At 37.3% G+C, this 25,183-nt stretch carries 21 protein-coding genes and 3 tRNA genes; 19 read left to right on the forward strand and 5 right to left on the reverse strand.

Features of this window, described 5'->3' with window-relative positions; genetic code table 11:
- Positions 1–10 precede the first annotated feature (10 nt).
- The 12 genes from mfd (at position 11) to LKI_RS07915 (ending at position 13,527) form a co-directional block, all read left to right on the forward strand.
- Positions 11–3,535, forward strand: a complete 3,525-nt coding sequence (gene mfd, locus LKI_RS07860; protein WP_013103610.1) for a transcription-repair coupling factor — start codon at positions 11–13, stop codon at positions 3,533–3,535.
- A gap of 38 nt (positions 3,536–3,573) precedes the next feature.
- Positions 3,574–3,864, forward strand: a complete 291-nt coding sequence (locus tag LKI_RS07865) for an RNA-binding S4 domain-containing protein (protein WP_013103611.1) — start codon at positions 3,574–3,576, stop codon at positions 3,862–3,864.
- Positions 3,865–3,933: 69 nt separating this feature from the next.
- On the forward strand, positions 3,934–4,329 hold the full coding sequence (locus tag LKI_RS07870; RefSeq protein ID WP_013103612.1) for an FtsB family cell division protein: 396 nt from the start codon (positions 3,934–3,936) through the stop codon (positions 4,327–4,329).
- Positions 4,330–4,358: 29 nt separating this feature from the next.
- Positions 4,359–5,666, forward strand: coding sequence for a tRNA lysidine(34) synthetase TilS (tilS, locus tag LKI_RS07875; RefSeq protein WP_013103613.1), 1,308 nt, complete (start codon positions 4,359–4,361; stop codon positions 5,664–5,666).
- Positions 5,666–6,205, forward strand: a complete 540-nt coding sequence (gene hpt, locus LKI_RS07880) for a hypoxanthine phosphoribosyltransferase (RefSeq protein WP_013103614.1) — start codon at positions 5,666–5,668, stop codon at positions 6,203–6,205. The genes tilS and hpt overlap by 1 nt, the downstream gene beginning before the upstream one ends.
- A 23-nt stretch (positions 6,206–6,228) precedes the next feature.
- Entirely contained in the window at positions 6,229–8,325 is a 2,097-nt protein-coding gene (ftsH, locus tag LKI_RS07885) for an ATP-dependent zinc metalloprotease FtsH (protein WP_013103615.1), read from the forward strand.
- Between the two features lie 68 nt (positions 8,326–8,393).
- Complete coding sequence (gene hslO / locus LKI_RS07890) at positions 8,394–9,290, forward strand: Hsp33 family molecular chaperone HslO (protein WP_013103616.1); 897 nt, start codon at positions 8,394–8,396, stop codon at positions 9,288–9,290.
- A gap of 144 nt (positions 9,291–9,434) precedes the next feature.
- Positions 9,435–10,916: a lysine--tRNA ligase gene (lysS, locus tag LKI_RS07895; protein WP_013103617.1), complete on the forward strand. Its 1,482-nt coding sequence runs from the start codon at positions 9,435–9,437 to the stop codon at positions 10,914–10,916.
- 82 nt (positions 10,917–10,998) lie between these two features.
- A tRNA-Asn gene (locus LKI_RS07900) sits at positions 10,999–11,071 on the forward strand.
- Between the two features lie 106 nt (positions 11,072–11,177).
- Positions 11,178–11,250: transfer RNA gene (locus LKI_RS07905), tRNA-Asn, on the forward strand.
- 28 nt (positions 11,251–11,278) lie between these two features.
- Positions 11,279–11,351, forward strand: a tRNA-Thr gene (locus LKI_RS07910).
- A gap of 373 nt (positions 11,352–11,724) precedes the next feature.
- Positions 11,725–13,527: a bifunctional metallophosphatase/5'-nucleotidase gene (locus tag LKI_RS07915; RefSeq protein ID WP_013103618.1), complete on the forward strand. Its 1,803-nt coding sequence runs from the start codon at positions 11,725–11,727 to the stop codon at positions 13,525–13,527.
- 12 nt (positions 13,528–13,539) lie between these two features.
- On the opposite strand, the gene LKI_RS07920 is transcribed toward LKI_RS07915, so the two are convergent.
- Positions 13,540–14,727 (reverse strand): MFS transporter, encoded by a 1,188-nt coding sequence (locus LKI_RS07920; protein WP_013103619.1) that lies wholly within the window; start codon positions 14,725–14,727, stop codon positions 13,540–13,542.
- Positions 14,728–15,024: 297 nt separating this feature from the next.
- Here LKI_RS07920 and LKI_RS07930 point away from each other — a divergent pair, with 297 nt between their 5' ends.
- The 4 genes from LKI_RS07930 (at position 15,025) to LKI_RS07945 (ending at position 19,385) form a co-directional block, all read left to right on the forward strand.
- On the forward strand, positions 15,025–16,347 hold the full coding sequence (locus tag LKI_RS07930; protein ID WP_013103621.1) for an APC family permease: 1,323 nt from the start codon (positions 15,025–15,027) through the stop codon (positions 16,345–16,347).
- Positions 16,348–16,433: 86 nt separating this feature from the next.
- A complete protein-coding gene (locus tag LKI_RS07935; protein ID WP_013103622.1) occupies positions 16,434–17,822 on the forward strand; it encodes a DUF2130 domain-containing protein in 1,389 nt (462 codons plus the stop codon).
- Positions 17,823–18,202: 380 nt separating this feature from the next.
- Positions 18,203–19,207, forward strand: coding sequence for a hypothetical protein (locus LKI_RS07940; protein ID WP_013103623.1), 1,005 nt, complete (start codon positions 18,203–18,205; stop codon positions 19,205–19,207).
- Entirely contained in the window at positions 19,191–19,385 is a 195-nt protein-coding gene (locus tag LKI_RS07945; RefSeq protein ID WP_013103624.1) for a hypothetical protein, read from the forward strand. The genes LKI_RS07940 and LKI_RS07945 overlap by 17 nt, the downstream gene beginning before the upstream one ends.
- A gap of 109 nt (positions 19,386–19,494) precedes the next feature.
- Here the strand turns inward: LKI_RS07945 and LKI_RS07950 are convergent, their stop codons facing one another.
- The 4 genes from LKI_RS07950 to LKI_RS07965 form a co-directional block, all read right to left on the reverse strand.
- Positions 19,495–19,773, reverse strand: coding sequence for a type II toxin-antitoxin system RelE family toxin (locus LKI_RS07950; protein WP_013103625.1), 279 nt, complete (start codon positions 19,771–19,773; stop codon positions 19,495–19,497).
- Complete coding sequence (locus LKI_RS07955; protein ID WP_013103626.1) at positions 19,766–20,017, reverse strand: DUF6290 family protein; 252 nt, start codon at positions 20,015–20,017, stop codon at positions 19,766–19,768. Before LKI_RS07955 ends, LKI_RS07950 begins: the two co-directional genes overlap by 8 nt.
- A 146-nt stretch (positions 20,018–20,163) precedes the next feature.
- Positions 20,164–20,412: a hypothetical protein gene (locus LKI_RS07960; RefSeq protein ID WP_242651961.1), complete on the reverse strand. Its 249-nt coding sequence runs from the start codon at positions 20,410–20,412 to the stop codon at positions 20,164–20,166.
- Positions 20,413–20,554: 142 nt separating this feature from the next.
- Entirely contained in the window at positions 20,555–20,860 is a 306-nt protein-coding gene (locus LKI_RS07965) for a winged helix-turn-helix transcriptional regulator (RefSeq protein WP_013103628.1), read from the reverse strand.
- Positions 20,861–20,940: 80 nt separating this feature from the next.
- Here LKI_RS07965 and LKI_RS07970 point away from each other — a divergent pair, with 80 nt between their 5' ends.
- From LKI_RS07970 to LKI_RS07980, 3 genes are read left to right on the forward strand one after another with little or no spacing between them, the layout of a single operon-like run.
- Complete coding sequence (locus LKI_RS07970; RefSeq protein ID WP_013103629.1) at positions 20,941–21,693, forward strand: ABC transporter ATP-binding protein; 753 nt, start codon at positions 20,941–20,943, stop codon at positions 21,691–21,693.
- A gap of 2 nt (positions 21,694–21,695) precedes the next feature.
- Positions 21,696–23,909, forward strand: a complete 2,214-nt coding sequence (locus LKI_RS07975; protein WP_013103630.1) for an FtsX-like permease family protein — start codon at positions 21,696–21,698, stop codon at positions 23,907–23,909.
- Positions 23,906–25,168: a nucleotidyl transferase family protein gene (locus LKI_RS07980; RefSeq protein WP_013103631.1), complete on the forward strand. Its 1,263-nt coding sequence runs from the start codon at positions 23,906–23,908 to the stop codon at positions 25,166–25,168. The genes LKI_RS07975 and LKI_RS07980 overlap by 4 nt, the downstream gene beginning before the upstream one ends.
- Positions 25,169–25,183: the final 15 nt, after the last annotated feature.

A 25,183-nucleotide genomic window follows, 5' to 3' on the forward strand; every position in this document is an offset into this window, starting at 1 on the left:
GATTGGAAGTATGCTAACTGATTTTTTAGCAAAAACAGAAACAATAACACAGCTTAATGATCAAGCAACTGAGCACTCTGCCCAGTTGCTTTTAGGCGTTAATGGCAGTGCCCGTGCGGCTAGTATTGCTTCTTTATATTCAGGTAGACCACGACAAATGCTTGTTGTAACAGATACGCAGGCGCATGCAGATCAGTTGTTCTCAGATTTATCAGGACTCATGAGTCCTGTACTAAACTTTCCATCAGAAGAATCCCTGGCAACCGAGATGGCAATTAGTTCACCAGATTTACGTTTACAACGTATTGAAACGTTATTGGCATTGAGGCGCGGTGAGAAAAAAATTATTGTGACAAGTATCGCTGGGGTGGAGCGTTTATTACCACAGCCAGTTAGCCTTGATGAGGCGTATTTGTCGTTCACTGTTGGACAAAATTATGATTTAAATGAGATTAAATCAACACTTATGATGATGGGATACACGCCGACCAAGTTAGTACAAGGCGCAGGTGAGTTTGCACAGCGTGGTGCAATCATAGATATTTATCCATTAACAAGTGACGATCCTATACGGCTAGATTTTTTCGATACTGAATTGGATCAATTGAAACAATTTGATGTAGCTACACAAAAAAGCACAACTGTTCTGAAACAAGTTGTCATTCAACCTGCGACAGATTTTATTGTATCAGAGGCACAGTATCAAGCTGCTAAAATAGCCATTGAAAAAGATTTTAGTCAACATCGGACGACACTTACAGGTGTTAACAAAAAACATGCAACCGACGGCTTTATGCTGACACAACATGTTTTAAATGAACGTGAACGCGGTAATCAATTATTACCATATGCTGCTTATTTCTTTGGCGGTGTGACAACGTTGCGCGACTATTTTACAAAAGACGCCTTACTGATTGTTGATGAACAAACGAGGTTAAAAGAAACACGGCTACAACAATTGACCTATGATCAAGAATGGATTGACAAACAACTTGAAACTTATCAATTGTTACCTAACCAAATTTTACGCGCAGATTGGTCAGAACTATTAAGTCAAGAGACGCGTGCAATATTATACCTTGCTAATTTCCAGCGTGGATTAAATCAATTACGGTTTACGAATTTAGAAGAAGTCATTACACGACCGGCAAACCAATATTATGGACAACTAGATGCATTGAAATCAGATCTACTCTACGCACAAGATTCAGGGACAACGGTTGTTTTGTTGATTGATGATGCGAAACGCCGACAAACTTTTATTGCATCGTTAGACGAATTTAAAACACCAATTATCGAGACGCGTCAGGTTCAATCTAACCAAGTTCAGGTTATGGCAGGTGATTTAGCTACTGGTTTTGAATGGCCAAAGTTACATCTCACGGTATTAACAGAGCATGAGTTGTTTACTCAAACTAAGCGTGTTGCACCGCGACAGCGTAAAATCAATAACGCTGAGCGTTTGAAATCATATAATGAGCTCAACGTGGGTGATTATGTTGTGCACGTCAATCATGGTATCGGACGCTATGAGGGATTACAGACAATGACGTCTGATGGAGGTAAACAGGATTATCTTTCTATTGCCTACCAGAAGAATGCTAAAATATTTATTCCAGTTACCCAGCTTAATCTCATTCAGAAATATATTGGTGCTTCAGACGCAGCTAAGGCACCAAAGCTCAATCAACTTGGTGGCACACAGTGGGCCAAAACGAAACGTCAAGTTGCTACTAAAATTGAAGATATTGCTGATGACTTAATAGCACTTTATGCACAACGTGAGGCACAGCAAGGATATGCCTATCCACCTGATGATACAGATCAGTTAAAATTTGATACAGCATTTGGTTATCCTGAAACACCCGACCAGATTAGATCGATTGAAGAAATTAAGCTAGACATGCAGAAATCACGTCCAATGGATCGGCTACTGGTCGGAGATGTTGGCTTTGGTAAAACTGAAGTGGCATTGCGAGCTGTGTTTAAAGCTGTACATGCTGGCAAACAAGTGGCTTTTCTAGCACCTACGACGATCTTAGTTCAACAACACTACGAGACCATCTTGGCAAGATTTGATGACTTTCCAAAAATTAAAATTGGTGTCCTCAGTCGTTTTCAAACAACAGCACGCAACAAAGAAGTGATTAGAAAATTAAATGCGCACGAAATTGATGTCGTGGTTGGAACGCATCGTTTGTTGAGTAAAGATGTCGATTTTGCAGACCTTGGTTTATTAATTATTGATGAAGAACAGCGATTTGGTGTGAAACATAAGGAACGTTTGAAACAATTACGTCATTCTGTTGATGTGTTAACATTGACAGCCACACCAATACCAAGGACTTTGAATATGGCGATGGTTGGTGCACGAGATTTATCGGTTATTGAAACGCCGCCTGCTAATAGATACCCAATTCAAACCTATGTTTTAGAGGCTGATTGGGTGATTGTACGTAATGCTATTGAAAAAGAGTTATCTCGTAATGGTCAAGTCTTTTACCTTCATAATCGTGTGGCAGATATTGATCGTGTCGCTAGCCAAATTGAAGATCTGGTCCCATCGGCGCGTGTGGCTGCAATTCATGGTCAGATGTCTGAGACACAACTTGAGAGTATTCTATATGATTTTTTAAATGGTAATTACGATGTCTTAGTTACAACAACAATTATTGAGACAGGCGTTGATATTCCTAATGCCAATACGTTGATTGTTGAAAATGCTGATCATATGGGCTTGTCGCAGCTCTATCAATTAAGAGGACGTGTTGGCCGTTCAACACGATTAGCCTACGCGTACTTCACTTATCCTTTCTCGCGAACACCAAGTGAAGAAGCAGAAAAAAGATTGGAAGCTATCCGAGATTTTACTGAATTAGGATCTGGATTTCGTATTGCCATGCGTGATTTAAGCATTCGTGGTGCAGGCGATTTGCTAGGCAAGCAACAACATGGCTTCATTGATTCAGTTGGGTATGATATGTATATGGCAATGTTGAAGGAGGCGGTAGCTAACAAGCAGAAAAATCCAGATGATAAAACGGTGAAACAACAACCAGAGACTGATGCCGAAATGATTCTAGGGGTGTTAGCTTACCTACCTGATGATTATGTACCAGATAGTGCACAAAAGATTGAATTATATACCCGAATCAGGCAAGCACGAGCAGATCAACAATTTGAAGATGTTGAAGCTGATATGCTGGATAGATTTGGTGAGATGCCAGATGAAGTTGCTAGGTTATTGCTTGTTGGTCAAGTTAAGCAATTAGCCGATCAGGCGCAAGTGACAAGTATTAGGCGACAAAAAAGAATGTTAACGATTACTTTTAGTGCTGACGCAACAGCTAAATTGTCTGGTGAAACGATTTTTGAAACATTGGTGAACGTACCACTCAAAGTGGCCGTTCGAACTGAAAAAAATAAATTACAAGTAATTCTAACCGTTGATGATGTTGCTGAAAGTAGCATTTGGTTGAATATCTTACGTGATTTTTTGTTGGTTGTCCTAACACACGATGATAAAAAAGATTAATGAGCTAGCGTGTGTTATTAAAAAAAGAGGTAGAAAATATGCGTTTAGATAAATATTTGAAGGTATCACGCCTAATTAAGCGTCGTACTGTTGCAAAAGAGATTGCTGATCAAGGGCGTATTTCAATTAATGGTAAGGTAGCTAAATCATCATCTGATGTGTCAACAAATGATGAACTTGAGGTACGTTTTGGTAATAAAACGGTGACAGTTAAAGTCCTTAAAATTATCGAAACCACTAAAAAAGAAGACTCAGCTGATATGTATGAAATTGTTAGTGAAACATTTGCGCAAGATTTTCGGCAAGTTGGGGATGAACCATCTGCCTAATGTTTAAGTAAATCTAAATATTGTTGAAAAAAAATTAAGAACGTGCCAAACTAATACTAGGTAAAATTCATGTCGACTCAAAACAGAAGACAATTGAATAAACAACATGTTAATCCAGAAATACAGGCTATTATTCGTAATTCTGAACCTGCCAATATGAAGGCTAGGCGTTATTATCAAAGAGCACATGCTAATCGTGAGAAAAGAATTCTCTTTTTTGGTGCAATTTTTGCAACAATCTTTGCAGTGCAATTGTTGATTAGTCAAGTCAAGTTGCATACGGCAAATGTGACATTAACAGCAGCACAAGATCGTTTAACGGCTGTCCAAAAGACAAATGCGGACTTAAAAGTTGATGCCAAAAAAATAAATGATCCGAGTTATCTACAGCAAATATTACGGGATAAGTACGGTTACACAAAACAAGGTGAGTTAATTTATAACTTACCATCGGATAACAACTAATAAAGCACCTTTTGGGTGCTTTTTCCATCATGATTAATAAAATTGAAAAACAACTAAAAAAATATAAATGGGGTGATACAGTGATCGTTGCTGTGTCAGGTGGTGTCGACTCTGTTGTGTTGTTACATGCCCTACGCCAACAGTTACCAACTGCGAAACTAGTTATTGCCCATGTTAATTATCATCTGCGTGAGGAAAGTGATGCAGATGAGGTTTTTGTGCGCCGTTTGGCAGAAAAGTATCAAGCGGTATTTGAAATGACAACATGGTCTGACATACCAAGTAATTCTGTTGAGAGTAAGGCACGTCAGTTGAGATATCTCTTTTTTGAGAAATTAGCATATCAATACCATACGGAAACAATTGTTGTGGCACACCATGCAGATGACCAAGCTGAGACAGTGTTATTGAAGTTAGTGCGAGGTGGACAAGTCTCTCAACTGGCAGGCATGGATAGTCAAAACAGCCATATTACACGGCCGTTCTTGTGCATAACTAAACAAGAGTTGCGACATTATGCACAGGACAATGAGTTAACTTGGCGTGATGACAAAACGAATGCGGATCCATTATATACGCCACGGAATTTTTTCAGAAATCAAATTATACCAGAGCTCAAAACAATTAACCCCCAAGCAGTTGCCCATATCAATGATTTTGCCAAACAAATACAAGATCAAAATGCCTTAATAACAGCACAAACAGATATTTACGTGCAACAAATCGAAAACCATTGGCAAAGTATTCCACCAATATGGCTTGAACAGACAATTAAGCGTTTTATTCAAAAAAAAGGTATTTATCAGTTCAAACAAGTGCAGATATCACAAATACGTCATCTTTTAGAAAACAAACAAAAACCAATAGGTACTGTTCAATTATCTAAAAATATTAAATTTGTGAAGAATTATCAACAAATTGCCCTTAAAAATATGACAAAAGTTACAAATAAGGCACAAGTTTTGTCACCAGTTATGTTAAAATTAAACCAATGGCAAAATTTTTCAAAAAACACGTTTCTGTGGACGACTATTCGACCAGCTGAAGGGGTTAAAAATTTCTCATTTGATTTGCATCAAATGACGTCATCATTGTACTTGCGTCCAGTAAAAACAAGTGATAAAATTGCAGTCATACATGGACATAAAAAATTGAGACGCTTGGCAATTGATGAGAAACTAACCCAAGAGGAACGTCAGGAAATGCACGTCTTAGTGACGGGCAATGATGATGTTATTGCGGTCAATATTCGTCATCAGTGGCGTGTCAATGGTGATTTTGTCAGCAAACAAGATGTGAAGCCGTATTGGTTAGCATGGCGAATTGAGGAAAAGTAGTGAATAACGATATACAAGAAGTGTTGTTTGATCAAGGCCGCATCCATGATGCTGCAATGCGTCTAGGCAAACAAATTACACAAGATTATGCTGGAAAAAAGCCAGTGGTGCTATCAGTTTTAAAAGGTGCTTACCTTTGGACTGCTGATTTATTACGTGAGGTCGATCTGTATCTTGACTTGGAATTTATCAATGTTTCTAGTTATCATGGTGGTGTTTCAAGTACAAATGAAATTACGCTTGTCACAGATATACGTTCTGATATTCAAGGACGAGATGTGCTTATCTTAGAGGACATTGTGGATACAGGTCAGTCACTATTATTTATGAAAGAACTACTTGCTAAGCGTGGCGCCAGCTCAATTAAAGTCGCGACGTTACTTGACAAAAAAGACGGACGTAAAGTAATAATTGATGCAGATTATGTTGGCTTTGATGTGCGAAATGAATTTGTTGTTGGCTATGGTTTAGATTACAAAGAAATGTATCGGAATTTGCCATATGTCGGTATTTTGAAAAAAGAAGTTTATACTGATTAACTTCTAGAAATTGGGGAAACTTAATGAATAACAATCCTAAAGGTGGTTTTTTAAAAAGTTCGATCTTTTATGTCTTCATTTTCCTTGCTGTTGTGGGTATGATTTATGGTCTGTTTGGAAACGACAAATCAACATCTAAAGACCTCACATCAAGTGAATTTATGACCGCATTGAACGATAAAGACCTTAAATCAATTACCGTGCAGCCAAGTAATGGTGTTTACAATATTACTGGTGAGTACCGTAAAGCAAAAACTGTCAAAGCAGACAAGGGCTTTAATCTCTTACAACAGTCACAAAAAGTAACTAAGTTTACGTCAACTGTTTTGCCAAATGATACGTCATTGAAGTCGGTGACGGAAGCAGCGACAAAAACCAAGACAGGTTTGGTTACGAAACAACAAGAAACGTCTGGTTTTTGGTTAAATCTGCTTGTATCGTTGATTCCAGTTGTCCTTATTGTCGGTGTCTTCTATCTCATGATGAGTCAAGCTGGCGGTAAAGGTGGCGGACAAGGTGGTATGATGAGCTTTGGTAAGTCTAAAGCTAAGCCATCTGATCCAAAAGATAATAAAGTTCGTTTTTCTGATGTGGCTGGTGCTGAGGAAGAAAAACAAGAATTAGTTGAAGTTGTCGAGTTCTTAAAGTCACCTAAGAAATTTGTGAGCTTAGGTGCACGTATTCCAAAGGGTGTCTTACTCGAGGGGCCTCCGGGAACAGGTAAAACATTGCTTGCTAAAGCAGTTGCAGGTGAAGCTAATGTGCCATTCTTTTCAATGTCTGGTTCGGACTTTGTGGAGATGTTTGTCGGTGTTGGTGCATCACGTGTACGTGACTTATTCGAGAATGCTAAAAAGTCAGCCCCAGCAATTATCTTTATTGATGAAATAGATGCTGTTGGTCGTCGCCGTGGTACTGGTATGGGTGGCGGAAATGATGAACGTGAACAAACATTGAACCAAATTTTAATTGAGATGGATGGTTTTGAGGGGTCTGAAGGTGTGATTATTTTAGCCTCAACAAACCGTTCAGACGTCTTAGACCCAGCATTGCTACGCTCTGGTCGTTTTGATCGTAAAATCTTGATTGGTGCACCTGATGTTAAGGGCCGTGAAGCTATTCTTAATGTTCACGCTAAAAACAAACCATTAGCTGATAATGTTGATTTGAAAGCTGTTGCACAACAAACACCAGGTTATGTTGGTGCCGATTTGGAAAACTTGTTAAATGAAGCTGCTTTGTTAGCCGCTCGCCGTAACAAGAAAAAGGTAGATGCAGCAGATATTGATGAAGCTGAGGATCGTATTTTCCAAGGTCCAGCTAAAACGAATCGTGGCATGTCTGAAAAAGAACGTCGGACAACCGCTTATCATGAAGCTGGTCATGCGTTAGTCGGGCTGGTTCGATCTGAGGCATCAATCGTACGTAAAGTAACAATTGTGCCACGCGGTCGTATTGGTGGCTATGCCTTGATGACACCTAAGGCAGATCGCTACAATCTACGTTATTCTGAGGCAAAAGAACAATTGGCTGGCCTTATGGGTGGTCGTGCCTCTGAATTATTTACATTTAATGAAGCTAGTTCAGGCGCATCAAACGATTTCCAACAGGCGACTGGATTGGCACGTCAGATGGTAACTGCATTTGGTATGTCAGATAAATTAGGCATGGTACAGTTAGAAGGTAATGCTAGTGTCGGTTATTCAGAACAAGCTGGTAACCGTGCTTACTCTGAAGAAACTGCGCGTTTGATTGATGAAGAAGTGCGCCGTTTGTCTAAAGAAGCATTTGACGATGCTACGGCTATCATTTCAGAACATAAAGACAAGCTTGCAGCTATTGCCGAAGCCCTGCTCGAAGTTGAAACATTGGACGAAAAGCAGATCAAGGATATCTATGAAACGGGTGAATTTACACGTAAAGATATTCAAGACAATGATGAGTTGGCAAAAGCAAAATCATTTGAAGAAGCAAAGGCTGCTGCCGATGCGAAGGATTCTCAAGCTGAAGCGCGATTTGAGCATCCTGATGAGTCAGAAAAAAATGATGACGATGATCGTTCAGAAGCTGAACCGTCAGATGAATCAAATAGTGATGACAAAAGCGATGATAATAAGTAAAATAGAAGTTGACGTGACCGTCAACTTTTTTATTTTAAATGAACGTTAATTATAACTAGGAAAAGAATATGTCAGATCAATTTATCAAAACAATTACCAAAAACAAAAATTTTAGAGCTTACGCTTTAAATGGTACAAATCTTGTGCGTGAAGCAGCATTGACCCATGAAACATCGCGAATAGCTGCTGTTGTTTTAGGTCGTGGTCTGTTAGCGACGGCTTTGACTGCCCAATCTGTCCTTAAAGGCGAAGAACGGATGTCCATTCAAATTAACGGTCGTGGTCCTATTGGCAACGTGGTTGTTGAAGGCGATGCAAAAGGCAGCGTTCGTGGCTATGTGACTAACCCACAACTTGAGACAGTACTGGATGACAAAGGGCAATTAGATGTGTCACAAGCAGTCGGGACCAATGGCTTTTTGCAAATTACTAAGTTCGCGCCATATGCCAATCCATATATTGGTCAAAGCCAGCTTATTTCTGGCGAAATTGGTGATGATTTTACTTATTATTTGGCGCAATCAGAGCAAATTCCATCAGTGGTGGGTGTTTCTGTGTATATGAACGCTGATGACACAGTCGAAGTTGCTGGAGGATTTCTTGTTCAAGCTTTGCCAGATGCAACAGATGAAGCTATCGATGAACTTGAAGTTGCATTAAAAAACATGAAACCATTGTCTCAAATGTTGGTAGATGGATATACACCATTAGAAATATTAGAGACCATTTTTGGTAAAGATGAAGTCGACATTTTACAGGTTGCAGGTGTTGGATTGGCAGCAGAACCAAGTAAAGCTGCGTATCGAAAAATGTTGACCACGCTACCAGCCACAGAAGTACAAGCCATGATCGATGAAGATAACGGTGCAGAAGTTGTGGGTAAGTTCTCTGGTAAACGCTACTTTTTCACAGCTGACGAGTTACGTGATGTTATTTTAGAAATAAATGCTAATAATGCGGAGTAATCTTTGAGGTTGGACGTAATTTTTGGTATAGTAATTATTGGTGAAAACATTTAAAACCGGTCACTAGTTACCGGAATAAACTGGAGGAAATGTGCTTTAATACGTAATAGACACGATTATGACGTATTGGGTACGCTAAAAGATATGGCAGAAGAAAAAGCCCTTAATGATCAAATGTTAGCACGTCGTCAGAAGTTAGCGACAATTGTTGATGATTTAAAATTAGATCCATTTGGTAAACGATTTGAACGCACTGCTAAGGCGCAGGAACTACATGATTTGTATGACAGTAGCACCTTAGAAGAACTTGAAAAAACACCACACGAAGTGATTATCGCCGGACGTATGGTTGCTAAGCGCGGTGCTGGAAAGGTGATTTTTGCTGATTTTCGTGATGTTTCGGGTAAGATTCAAGTGTATGCGAAACGTGATGATTTGGCTGAAAATTATCCAATTATTAAGCGTGCAGATTTAGGTGATTTCCTTGGTATTAAAGGTATCATGATGAAGACTGAAGCGGGTGAGTTGACAATTTTGGCAACGGAATTGACACACCTAACAAAAGCTTTGCGTCCAATGCCTGATAAGTTTCATGGTATTGCTGATGTTGAAACACGTTACCGCAAGCGCTACTTAGATTTGATTGCGAATGAAGAATCATTTAAGAAGTTCCAATTACGCTCAAAAATTATCTCAGCAATTCGTGCTTATATGGATTCACAAGACTTCATGGAAGTTGAGACGCCTATCTTACAGACTGAAGCGGGTGGTGCGGCAGCACGACCATTTATAACACATCATAATGCGTTAAATATTGATATGTATATGCGTATTGCCACTGAATTGTATTTGAAACGTTTGGTTGTGGGTGGTTTTGAACGTGTGTATGAAATTGGTCGTATTTTCCGTAATGAGGGAATGGATCCTAAGCACAATCCTGAATTTACCACAATGGAAACATATGCGGCTTATATGGACTTTACTGACGTTATGAACGAGACTGAGGGTATTTTTAAAGCAGCAGCTTCGGTTGTGTCTGATGACCTTAAAGTGACGTACCAAGGGACGGAAATTGATCTTGGCACTAAATTTGCTCGCAAGCACATGGTTGACTTGATTAAAGAGCAAACAGGCATTGATTTCTGGCAAGATATGACTGTAGAGACAGCGCAAAAACTAGCTGATGACAAGCACGTCAAATACGAAAAGTATTGGGATGTTGGCCATATTATCAATGCATTCTTTGAAGAATTTGTTGAAGATACCTTAATACAACCAACGTTTGTTTATGGTCATCCAGTTTCAGTTTCACCGTTGGCTAAGCGTAATGCTGATGACGATCGTTTTACTGATCGATTTGAGCTTTTCATTATGGGAAGTGAATATGGTAATGCCTTTACTGAACTAAATGATCCAATTGATCAACGCGCACGTTTTGAAGCACAGGTTGCTGAACGTGAAAATGGTAATGATGAAGCAGAAGGTATTGATGAAGACTTCATAGAAGCACTAGAATATGGTATGCCACCAACAGGTGGTTTGGGTATTGGAATTGATCGTTTGATTATGCTGTTGACAGATTCTGACACAATCCGTGATGTCTTGTTATTCCCAACAATGCGTTAATTATTTTTTGAAACTGATTTTTAAAAGCTTGACAAAACCTCTAATTATTAGATATAATAGTTAAGTTGTGTTAAGCAATTATTCCGACTTAGCTCAGTTGGTAGAGCACCTGACTGTTAATCAGGTTGTCGTCGGTTCGAGCCCGACAGTCGGAGTTTTATGAGAAGCAAATCTTAGAAGATTTGCTTTTTTTGTGCCTTAAAAAGTATTGACAAATAGATGTGAAACTGGCATAATTAAATAGTTGTGTTAAGCAATTATTCCGACTTAGCTCAGTTGGTAGAGCACCTGACTGTTAATCAGGTTGTCGTCGGTTCGAGCCCGACAGTCGGAGTTATCAGATAACTTCAATGTTATTATTTGCCGATGTAGCTCAGTTGGTAGAGCACGGGTATCGTAAACCTGGGGTCGGAGGTTCGATTCCTCTCGTCGGCACTAATTAAAAAATAGCTATCAATTATGTATTATTGATAGCTATTTTTTTGTGCGCTTATCAATAATACACGAACATTAATGATCAATAGTATACTAATTTTTAACAAAAAATAATATAATGAGGTTTTTAATTAGTTAAAATCGTTTTTTACTGAATTTTTTGTTAGAAATTAGTGAGCAATAAAATGAACAACTAATATTTTCGCCCTTAATATCGTTATCTTACACTGAAAATATAAAATAAAAGTCCATTTAAATAAACGAACTATGAATGCTGATTTAATCAATATTGTTCTTTTTTAACCGAATTATAACTAGGTGACTATCATGTGAAATGATATACTAAAAACACTGATATTGAGGGAGAATGATTATGAAATTAAGATTTTTAAATGGTTTGTTACCATTGGCTTTATTTGGATTACTTTTAACGAGTGATTCGGTCATTTATGCAGATGTCCAAATTACGAACAATGCTGATAATTACAGTAAGCCAAGCTTGGAACCTGATTACAAAAAAGCGGACATCAGTAATAGCGATAATATTGCGGTACAGTTTTTAGGTATTAATGATTTACACGGTGGCTTAGAAACAACAGGATCTGTTGATATTGGCACAAAAACGTATGAAGATGCAGGAACGGTTGGTCGCTTGGCATCTTATTTGAACCAAGCCGAGTCACAATTTAAAAAAGTAACGCAATCAGATAATAGTTTACGTATTGAAGCAGGCGATATGGTGGGTGCTGCGCCTGCCAATTCATCGCTGCTAGCTCATGAATCAACTATGCATGTTTTAAAGGCAATGAAGTTTAAAATTGGTACCTTAGGTAACCATGAATTTGACCAAGGATTACCAGAATTCAATCGTATACTAACTGGCGGGGCACCAAGTAGTCAATCAGATTCTTTGATAAAGAAATATACACACGATGCTTCTGGTATTGAAATGGTCGTTGCCAATGTGATTAATAAGAAGGACCACAAAATACCTTATGGTTATAAGCCTTACGTTATAAAGACTATCAAGCAAAACAAAAAGACCGCTAAAATTGGCATTATCGGCTTAGAGACATCAACATTACCTAGTTTGACATTATATAAAAATTATAAAGACTATCAGGTACTTGATGAAGCAGACACGATTGCAAAATACGATAAGATTTTACGCGGCAAGGGCGTGAATGCGGTGATCGTTGTGGGACATACAGGCGTTCAAAGTAAAGATAAGACGACTAGTGGTCCGACAGTAGATATTTTGCAAAAACTCAATAAAATTAATCCGAATAATAATGTGGGATTATATATTGCTGCACATTCGCATCAATATGCAAATGCACAAGTTGGACATACTCATGTGGTGCAGGCTGTCTATACAGGAAAAGCATACGATAATAGCTGGGCGTATATTAATGCTAAAACCGGTAAATTCACCAAAGTGTCAACACATGTTTATCCAGTATTATCTCAAAAAGATGATCGTGAAACTAAAGCGGACAAAAAAGTGACCGCAATTGTTAAAGATGCCGATAAGCGGGTGAAAAGTAAGGTTAACAATGTGATTGGTTATGCGGGTAAAGCAGAAACAATCACAGGGCGATTACATAACAATGAAAGTAAAGAAAATCAAGCGGGTGAAATGGTTGCGGATGCACAATTATATGAAGCACAAAAAGCTGATTTGAAACCTGATTTTGCTTTTACCAACACTGGGGGCGTGAGATCGGACTTAGTCGTTAAAACAAATAAAGCGATTACATGGGGATCGGCAACAGCTGTTCAACCTTTTGGTAATATTTTACAGGTTGTTGAAATGACAGGCGCTCAAATTCGCCAAGCGTTGAATGAGCAATATGACGAAGAGCAACATTATTATTTACAAATAGCTGGGCTAACTTACAGCTACACAAAAAATGATAACAATAACCAAGCCTATATTGTCAAAGATATATGGGATAGTAAGGGCAATGTCGTGTCGGATGATCAAGTGTATCGTGTCGTGATTAATGATTTCTTACACGGTGCAGGTGATAATTTTCACGCATTCAAAGATACTAAGATCGTTGGGGCAGTTGGTACTGATACAGAGACGTTTATTAAATATATTAAAGCAATGACTAAAACCGAACATAAGGTTGTGCCACCAGTATTAAATAGAAAAAAATTTGTGGAATAAATAAAGCCAGCCTCACACAAGAGGCTGGCTTTGTTTTTTAAATTTCACTGTAAACGTTAACATACTGGCAATTGCTAGAATAACTGCGACAAACATATAGGGTAGGTTACTGCCAATATCTAGCAGTATGCCACCTAGAACTGGACCGATAATATTACCAACACTGGTTAATGACATGTTCAAACCATTGATGAGTCCTTGACGTTCTTCGTTGACATGTGACAATAATGTTGTAATTGCTGGTCGTAAGATATCAAATCCAACGAAGGCTATTAGTGTGGCGATAAATGCTTCCCATTTACTTTGCGATAATAAAATCCAAATAATAGCTAAGAATCCGGCTATGAAACTAATGCGAATGACCATTAATTCGCCAATGTAGCGTACCATTTTTTCAAAAAAGACCACCTGAATGATTAGTGATAAGAAGCCATTGACGACTAAAAACCAGGCAATTTCGGTTAGATTAAAGCCACGCACATCGTGAAAATACAAACTAAACATATTTTCGAACGCTGCTAAACCAAATGAAGCAACAAGAATCATCAGTAAGAGCATTGTTAATGCGACAGACCAAAAACGACCCGTTGGTTTGGTCATGTTATCTTGAATCGAATGAGAACCATTGATGCGTAACTTTTTTTCATCAGGCATAAAAATAATAAAGATGACAAAAGCCACTAACCCTAAGATAGCAGAACCAAAAAACGGTAAGGTGTGATTGATATTAGCTAAAACGCCACCAATACCTGGTCCTAAAATAATACCCCCACTAAATGAAGCGGATAACCACCCAATAACGCGGGCACGATTTTCACTTGTTGTCATGTTAGATGCTAGAGCAGTAATTGATGGCATTGAGAGGGCTGCAGCTAGGCCACCTAAGGCACGTGCGATGTTCAGTTGCCAAAGTGAATGACCAATACCCAAGGCAAATAGACCTTCTGAAATTGCGAATAGCAGTAAACCAGCAGCAATCAATGGTACGCGGGCGAATTTATCTGAAAAACGACCGATAATTGGTGAAGCAATAAACTGAACAGCAGCAAATAAAGCTGCCATGATACCCATATCAGTTGCTGTCAGGGACATGTCTTCTTTAATATAAGGTTCAACTGGGATAATCAAGCCAATGCCAAGCATAATTAAAAGTTGTGAGCCGACCAGTAGGAATAAGGCACGTTGTTGAATTTTTGTCATGAGAAATGAGCACGCTTTCTTTCAATTTCGTAAAAAAGGGTATAAAAAAGAGGGCGTCGCATTGACAACGCCCAGTCTACATCCACTATTGCAGGATAACGCAAACGCGATTAAAATCGCGTCAATATTTATTACCATCTCAGAACAGAATATCATCAAAAAAAGTCAGTGTCAAGTTAATAGTGCAATGTTAACGCTACTTCAGAGCAGTTGAAAAAACGTAAAATAATGATGTCTTTGCGGCGCGCAAACTGGTATCATAAAAGAGTATGATTAAATGCAGTTAAAGAGGTAAACATGGGGACGAATCAAAATCTTAATCGCACAATGACCTTGCTTCCGGCTATTTCAACTGTGGTCGGAACAGTCATTGGTGCTGGTGTGTTTTATAAAGCATCAAGTGTCGCTGATGCAACGGGATCAACAAGTATGTCATTATTTGTCTGGCTTATTGGTGGCTTGATTAGTTTAGCAGCTGGATTAACTGGTGCTGAATTGGCAGCAGCTTTGCCACAAACTGGCGGTATGTTAGTTTATATCGAGCGTGCCTATGGTAAATTAGCTAGTTATTTATTAGGTTGGGCACAAATTATTATTTATTTTCCAGCCAGTTTGGCGGCCAAAGGCATTATCTTTGGCACACAGGTGGCTAACCTCTTTCATTGGGGATATATCGCTATTATTCCTTCGGGTATCGCGGCGTTAGTTTCGGTTGCGGCTATTAATATGCTCGGTTCAAAAATTGCCGGACAGTTCCAGTCAATCACTTTGTTTTTCAAACTGATTCCATTAGCGTTGATCATTGTTTTTGGTCTATTACAGCCTGGTGGCGTTGACGTGAGCATTTTCCCAGTATCACCTGGACATGCTGTGGGTGGCTGGGCTTCCGCTATGGGTGCAGGCTTACTAGCAACAATGTATGCTTATGATGGTTGGATTCATGTTGGTAACATTGCTGGTGAGATGAAAAATCCAACGCGTGATTTACCACGTGCCATTGCTGGTGGTTTAGTTGGTATCATGGCGATTTATTTGCTTGTAAACTATGCGTTCTTACACGCGTTACCGTTTAGTGCTGTTCAGGGTAATGCCAACACTGCAATGGATGCTGCACAACAAATTTTTGGTGGTTTCGGTGGTAAATTAATTACGATTGGTATTCTTATTTCCATTTATGGGACATTGAATGGCTATACGATGACGGGGATGCGGTTACCTTATGCGATGGCGTTGGAAAAAGGCTTGCCATTTTCTAACCAGTTAGTCAAGTTAAACCGTTTTCAAGTGCCTTATATTGCAGGTATATTCCAACTGGTCTTAGCGATTGGCCTAATGTTCATGGGTGGCTTTGATATGCTCACGGATATGTTGGTTTTTGTGATTTGGTTATTTTACACGTTAGTCTTTGTGGCAGTTATTAAGTTACGCCATACAGAACCAGATCTTAAAAGACCATATCGTGTACCACTGTATCCATTCATGCCAATCATTGCTATTTTAGGTGGCTTATTCATCATTGTCATGACATTGATGACAGAATGGCAATTAGCTTTGATTGGTGTCGGTGCTACATTAGCAGGTTTGCCATTATATTTCGTGATGCAACATCGTCAAAAATAACCGAAATGTCACTGTATTTAACGCAGTGACGTTTTTTGTTATAATGAGACCAATAGAGTCAATTTTTAAAAAGGAAGGCATGGCGCATGGCAAAAATTAAATTCCATATTGCCTCACAAACTGAATTAATATTAGATCAAGCTGCCCAAGTTGGCGATGTGATTGATTTGACTGATGAGCAAAATATTGATACCAGTATTATCAATGGAAAAATCGCTGATATGATTGCGGATCAGGTTGCCCAAGCCAAAGAAGAGTGGGCAGTGCAACAAGATAAGCAAGCAGCTATTGAGTTGACTAATCAGTTACAGAAGCAAGAACAAACGTTACAATTAACCATTAATGATAAAGATAATCGCATCGTTGCGCTCGAAACGGAACTGAAAAGCATCGCGCAACAAAATGATGCTGAACTAAAAACACAACTAGTCAAACAAGAATTGACGTTGCAAGCGACTTTGGCGCAAAAGCAGACTGAAATTGCTGAACTAGAGTCAAAAATTCAAACAATTACCCAGCAAAGCCAATCTGAACTGACAACACAATTGCTTAAAAAAGAAGCGGCAGTCCAAAGCGAGTTAGCGCAACGAGATCAAAAAGTGTCTGAATTAACGTCACAGCTCCAGTTAAAAGACCAAGAGAAGCAGTTACAGTTGGTTAACATTCAAAGTCAATATGAAGCGCAACTCAAAACGGCTAATGAACAAGTTGAGTTCTATAAAGACTTTAAAGCACGTCAATCAACTAAAGAGATTGGGGAAAGTTTGGAACAATATGCGATGACAGAATTCAACAAAATTCGACCATACGCTTTTCCAAATGCTTATTTTGAGAAAGATAATACGTTGTCGGAGACCAATTCGAAAGGAGACTTCATTTTCCGAGATTTCCAAGATGGGTTAGAATTTATTAGTATCATGTTTGATATGAAAAATGAAGCTGACACGACTGCGACAAAGCATAGAAATATGGACTTTTTCAAGGAGCTAGACAAAGATCGCCGTGAAAAAAAGACAGAATATGCTGTCTTGGTGTCTATGCTAGAAGCTGACAGCGATTACTATAATACTGGGATTGTGCAAGTCTCAGAGTATGATAAAATGTATGTGATTCGGCCACAATTCTTCATTCAGTTCATTGGGGTGTTACGTAATGCAGCGTTGAATAGTGTGGCTTATAAGCAAGAATTAGAACAGGTACGCGAGCAAAATGTCGATATTACACATTTTGAAAGTGATCTGACAAACTTTAAAACAGCCTTTGGTAAAAATTATCAAAGTGCCTCAAAAAACTTTAAAACAGCTATTGATGAGATTGATAAGTCGATTGCACGTATGGAAGCCGTTAAACGCTCGCTGACGACGTCTGAGAACCAGTTGCGTTTAGCTAACAATAAATTGGAAGATGTGAGCGTTAAGAAGCTGACAAGGGGTAATCCAACGATGAAGGCGAAGTTTGATGAGGTTGGTGGGTAAAGTGTACAAAAAGCAATGTACATTGCTTTTTGATATCAACTAAATTACTTGTCAGCAAGTGATGCGATGTAGTTAGGAAAATTAATAGGATTATTGAAAGGTTTAACAATATAAAAAATTTCACAGCTAGCTTGAGCTTGTTGGAAGAGATTATAATTCTTAATTTGAATTTTTTCGATTGTTTCAAAAATAGACTATAATTAAATCAAACACTACGCCACTTATTGATGTAGTGTTAAGTGGTTGATATATTAACAGGAAAAAATTGATGTTTAAATGAACGATTTACTAAGTTGAAAAACAAAATTAAATGACGATAATCTTAGATATAATTGCGGATTAAGTAAGTAGTTAATGACAACCTATAAGGGGGCAAGTTAATGAATGAATTTGAAATAACTATACCAAATAATAAATCACTAATTGTTGATGTGACAGACAAGACACTTTACAATTATGATTTTGGAAGTTACTCGTTAGCACCATTACAAAAAGCAGCTGGCATAACTATTGGGGAAAAAATAAAAAAAGAATTAATTGCAAATGTTTCTAAAGCCGAGCTACTTCAAAAATCAGGATCAAAAAATAATGTAGAATATGTTGCCAAATTTACTAACGAAGCTAGAGAAAAATTAAAAACTGGAGAATGGTCATTAGGCGTCAAAAAGGATACAAACGACTTATTTGGCATTATCAAGGAGACTAAAACAGGTAAAAACAAAAGCATAATAACTTTAGATGCCAAAACTGTTGATAAATTAGGAAATTTGACTGAACTTTCTGCAATACAAGGACAGTTAACTGAAATAACTGAACAAATTGAAGGCTTGAATCGACTAATTGAACGTATAGAGCAAGGACAATATAATGATCGTTTTGCAGGGTTTTTCAGTGCACGACAGTTAGTCATTGAAGCATTGGCCAGTAATAATAACGATCTTAAAAAAGATTTATTAATATCAGCAGTTAAAACTAATAATGACACAATTGCAAAATTAATGTTTACGATACGACAAGATGCAGATGCTTTTATTGATATGAAGACAAAGGCTAAGGATGCAAAGCGTATTGATGATTTTCTTCAGAATTCAATTGGTTATTTGAATGCTTCAATACAATTAAATTTGGTTGCTTATACTGCAATGGGTGAAAAAATGCCATTGATGGCAACGTTGGTGAATTATCAATCTTTTATTGAACAGACATTGCTAAAGCAAATTGGTGATTCAGAAAAATCAGTTTCATGGAAAATTGATAATATGCATCAAGGAACAGAGGGGAAGTTCAATAAAATTGCTCAGAATGTATCTGGTAAAATTACTAGCTTAGTCCATAACATGGAAAAACTTAAAATTGGAGAATTAACTAATGACAGTATCGGATGAAAAAGTATGTAAGGTTCCAGGATGCAGCAAAGAAGTCTATAACGCAAAATCATTTTTTTGTGGAGAACATAAAAGAAGCGTAAAAGAAAATGGAAAAAAAGCACTACAAACAGCTGTTACAGTGGTTGCTGCTGTTGGTGTAGTTGCAGTAAAAATTAAAAAAAGTTTAAAGAAATAAAATACGCATTCACTGCGTACAGTAATATCAAAATGCAATTTATTATGAGTAACAAGTTGATTATATACTATAACCACAAAGGTATTAAAGCAAAAGCCATAACAGTCTGTTATGGCTTGAATTTATAAACTTCAGAGCGTTTACCAACATAAAGTGCAGTAATGATGAATACCTGATTATCAACCTTTGTAATGATACGAAAATCACCAATACGAAAGCGAATAAGACCAGATAACTCACCGGTTAGTGCTTTACCAGGTGATGTTGGGAAATCAACATCATGTAGGTGCGTGATAATCCATTTGGTAATCAGACGTTGTGTTGATTTGTCTAGTTTGCGAAACGTTTTCTTATAAGAGTCTGCAAATGCGACAGTATATTTAGTCATTGTCAGTCAAATCCATTAAATCAAATTCAGTTAAGAAATCATCGAGTGAAGTTGTCTTAAAATCATCTGCTTCCCATGCCTTATAAGCATTTTCGGCAATTTGATAATCCATTAAATCGGCCATTTTTTCAGCAACGGCCTGTTCAATAAATTTTGAAGTTGAAATATGTTGGTTATGAGCGTAGGCTTTGACGTTTTCCATTAAGGTATCATCAAAACGAACTGAAGTCGCATATGTGGCCATTAGAATTCCTCCGTGATATTTGTAGTTATATTATACTACAATTTGTAGTTGGATGTGGGTACAATAATTATTGATAACAGATGAATAAAATAAAGGTGCAACAAATTAAACATTTGCTCAATTTGCGAAACGGGCATATCAAAAGCCTAATTCAAAGTGACATTGCCATTTTCATCAATTTTACCAATACTTGTTTTCTTATCGCGTGTCCAAATAGAAACGTTTTTTGAGGGATACATAGGTGCTAAGCTAAGGCCCCATGCTTGAATCTGTTTTAACTTGTCATCACGCTTCAAATTAGATGTTACAAGGTATTTAATATTTTCAATATCAATATTTCTGTCTCTATCATTTTGTGCTATTCTAGTTCCAATAATATTGATAAATTTATTCAACGTGTTTTTTCCTGTTATTTTATTCATTGTAAATAAGTATACCTTTCCTCAGAGCGAAAAAGCCTCTACGACATGAACTATAGTTCATATCGTAGAGGCTTTTTAGTATCTCAACAAATTAGATCAATAATAGATTACGTCACTACCCATGATAACGAACATACCAAGCCTTAATATCGGGGATTAGCTTCAATAAATATAGACCTTTATCAGTAAAATGATAGGCAATTTGTGGTGGATTGGTTGGTAGATGCTCTCTTATAATAATACCGTTTGCTTCGAGATCTTTTATTCGAGTTGATAGAATTCTAGGATTGATGCTGGGAATATGACTTTTCATCAGACCATAGTGATTATGCCCATCGTGAATAGCCTGTAAAATTTCCACGGTGAATTTCCCTTTGACGACATCGATTGTAGATTGCACTGGGCAATTGGCTGCTGGCATAGTATACTTTTTTTCCCTTCTTGTGAAAAATTAATAATCGTTTATCATATTAAATATATCACAAGGGAGACGATAAACCAATGTCGAAGAGCAATATCATTAAAGTACAGCAGTTATCCAAACACTATGACAATCATAAAATTTTAGACAATGTCAATCTAGAGATTTTTGAATCAGATTTTACTGTCATCATGGGGCCTTCAGGTGCTGGGAAATCAACGTTGTTACAAAACATATCAACGATGGATAAACCAACTAGTGGCAAAGTTATATTTAACCAACAAGATCTCACAAAACTTACAGACAAAGCGTTGTCATTATTTAGAAAAAAAGATATTGGTTTTATTTTCCAGTCATTTAACCTTATTGAACATTTAAGTGTTTTGGAAAATGTTTGTTTGCCAGGATTATTACTGAAAACAGAGTCTAAACAACAAGTAATCCAAAGAGCTAAGCAACTGCTTACCGGATTAGGGCTTGATGCCCATATGGAGCAAGCTATTACACACTTATCCGGTGGTCAAAAACAACGTGTTGCTATTGCTAGAAGTTTGATTAACCAACCTAAAATTTTGTTCGCTGATGAACCAACAGGTGCCTTAGATTCGACTTCTGGTATTGAGGTGCTTGATAGCCTCACGTTGAATAATCAAAATGGTCAAACAATTGTTATGGTGACACATGATTTAAAAGCTGCACTACGTGCTGATCGTATTCTGTTTATTAAAGACGGTACAATTTTTGGAGATAGAAATTTTACGCCTTATAATGCTAGTCAAATTGCAGCACGACGAATAGAAATTGAATCTTGGTTACAAGAAATGGGATGGTAACTATGAGAAAAATTATCAAATCACTCATTATGGGGCAAAAAACCTTTATGATAACCATTGCCTTATTAACACTTGTATCGGCACTGACAAGTATGACAATTTTAACTGCTTATCGCGCTAACATTTCCCAATATCGATCAGCTTACCGTACGGATAAATTACCCGATGTACTTGTTAAAGTCGACAATCGTGATAATGTCACAAACGCGATAAAATCACTTAAAAACGTTAAAAATGTCACTTCTAAAGCAGGTATTGTGTCACAAGTTATGGGCAAAAATGACGAAAATGTTGCCTTATTTATTTCAAATGATGTCTCAAATCTCAATTTAAAATTACCGGATAATCATAAGATTGTATTATCTTCCTATCTTAAATCGAATAATAATTTTAAAGTAGGCGACACCTTTGAAATTGGGCAACAACGATTAACAGTTCAAGGATTTTATGATGATCACTTACTTGGCAGTCCATTGTTTAAATATAAGCAAGGCACTGTCTCTGAAGAAACAATGCAAGTCTTGCAGTCACAAAAAGGACAACAGAAAAGTCAATTGGCACTTGTGAATGTATTTGGAAAAATTAAAAACAACAATAAACTATTATCAGATTATCCAGACAGATTGCAAGCGGATTTGATTTATGATAAAGACTACATTCAAAAAGCCTATACAATGTTACCAACAATTGTGGCACTCGTCATTATTTTAGCCGCCGTATTTTTATTTGGTATTTGTTTATTTGTTATGCGTTTTGCGCTTTTGTCGGGTATTGATAAAGATCGTCAGAAGATTGCAACCTTTAAGACGCTAGGCATGACTAATCGACAAGTTAATTTGGCATACGTGATGTCTTATTTAGGCAGTAATCTGGTTGGGTTATTTGGCGCCGTGTTGGTTAGTTTTTGGACAAGTAACCTAGCTTTCAAATTTTTCTGGCAGTTAAATGGTTTAACAGGTGTGCAACATGTGCCGATTAATATAATCATTGTGTCAATCATTACACTGATTATGGTCAGTTTTTCTACAATCATTATTCTATTATCACTTAGGCCAGTTGGGTCAATCTCACCAGCAGCAGCCTTTCAAGGTAGTCAGAGTAAAGTCATATCAAGTAGCGGGCATTTAAAATTAACGAAAAGCAAGATGCCACTTCAAATAACGCTAGCATTTAAAGATTATAGGCAAAAAATTGGTCATTATATGACTTTCACCTTAGTGATTAGCCTGTTTGTGTTTTTGAGTTTAATGATTATGACCCTAAATCAGGGGTTTAAAGGAAAAATTAATGGTTTGTTTGGTTTACCAAGCGTTGATCTGATTATGCAAACAACAAACGATACACTACGTCATGAATCATTGCAAAAAATCAATACGATAACACCAATTAAATCGAGTGGTTATAACCAAGAGACAAAAATTCTTCTAAGTAAAGACGTGATACCAGTACATCGGTATAGTCAAATACCAGATGAAATAAAAGTATTATCAGGACATCAACCGAAACAGTCAAAAGACCTATTGCTATCAAGTAATCTCATGAAGACGCTGCATCTTAGTGTCGGACAAACTGTCCGCGTCAAAACAGCAACAAATGAGCAGATACAAATGACAATTGTTGGTACGTATCAAACAATTAACAATTTGGGAAAAGAGGCATATAGTCTTATTGATATAAAGTTACCTATGACAACGACCTATATTAATTTAAAAAAGACAAGTAACAAGAATAGCTTATTAACACGTTTTTCACACAAGAATGTACAATTAATCGATACAAGTACGAGCTCAAAAAATTTAACTATGAGTATTCAGCGTGCGGTTAAGGCGTTAGCTAATATCATTTTACTGTTAACACTTATTATTTCTGGTTTGTTTGTTTATCTTGTCAGTTATCTGACGATTGAAACAGAAAAGAGACAAATAGCGTTGAAAAAAATGTTAGGTTTTACCAATCAAGCATTAAGAATTCAGTATCTACTCCGAGCAGGATTTGCATTGATGTTAGGTATTGTCATTAGTTTGATACTTAACAAATTCATTGGATCCGCTTTAATAAATAGTTTAGTGAGCTTGGGTGGATTAACCAAGCTGAGTGTGACATTACCATTATCATATGATGTGTTCATCATCGCGTTACTGGTTTGTGAAAGTAGTTTGATTGTTTTAGTTGCAAGTCAACGAATAACAAAAATTAAAATTGGAGACTTTTTATGAAATTTGTGCATAGTATTTTTTTGAAAATTGCGCTTAGTATGGGAATCGTGATGTACATGGCCTATGCTATTCCAACGCGTCAATATACTAACCTTTATTTAATTGGTATTAGCGTATTTACAGCGTTATTTTTACCCATATTTACAATCGTTAGCACTTACTTGGAGCAACAAACATTCAGATTAACGGCTTCGATGTTTGCTAGTAAGTTTGCTAAATTTGTGTGGCAGAGTCTTTATAACCTTTTTGCGCTAGGTCTACTCGTCAAAGGGCATGTAATTGATACGAATAATCTTCGAATGGTCGGTGGATTGGTAGGCGCAGTTTGTTTAACTTCTTTGGCTTCACAAGGACTACAGTACCTTGCTATCATGCTGAGTAACCATGGGAAAGGCAATCGATTTGCTAATATTTTTTTTGCCTTGAGTTTTAATGTCATTATTAGTGCTTTGGCTGCAATAGGTTATAAAAAAATCCAAGTGATTTTCATCATATTGGGCTTAGCGCTTGGTATTATTGGTATATTTATCAGTTTAGTAACAGATATTTGGGGTATAGTGCCTTCTAAAGGTGGTGTCGGCTTGTTTCTTGGCACATTTAATCCTGTTCATAAGTCACATATTGCCATATTAAAAAAATTTATTGATGAACGTCATTTGGATAAAGTATATATTCATCCAACGGTCATTCCAAAAATGCATCAATACCTTTTAGATAAAGAGATGATTGAAATTGTCAAAGAAGATGCGGGTAAGCGATATTATGAAAAATCTGCTTTAGCAGATCCGCTTGTCAACTTTTTTCCTACTGGTAAAGTATTTTATGAAGCTGAAAATCGCTTATTTATGTTAAAAACCGCAATCAAAGAAGCTGGTTTGGAGAACAAAGTAGAGATTTTATCTGATACAAAACGTTATCAAGACGATGGCTTTTATGCTATTATCAAAGCTATTCGAAAGAAACATCCCCATACACAATTGCATGGTCTTCTAGGGACAGACGAAGGCGGTATGTTGCTTCATGATATTTACGATGAAACACGTGTTAAACCGTATGTTGTATTACGACGAGACAACATATCGGGTACTGCGATACGAAGAGGAGAGAAAGGCATGACAATGCCTAAAGTAACAACTTTTTGTCTAATGTCAAAGAAGGTCAAAGTGGTATGTTGTTTGGTAAAACAGCACATGTCGTTAATAATCGTTTGGAGGTTATTGATGAGTGAGTCAAATACTAAATTTTTAATCACAACATAAAAAGCCGCAACCGAA

Source organism: Leuconostoc kimchii IMSNU 11154 (genome assembly GCF_000092505.1).
GTDB classification, from domain to species: Bacteria; Bacillota; Bacilli; order Lactobacillales; family Lactobacillaceae; genus Leuconostoc; species Leuconostoc kimchii.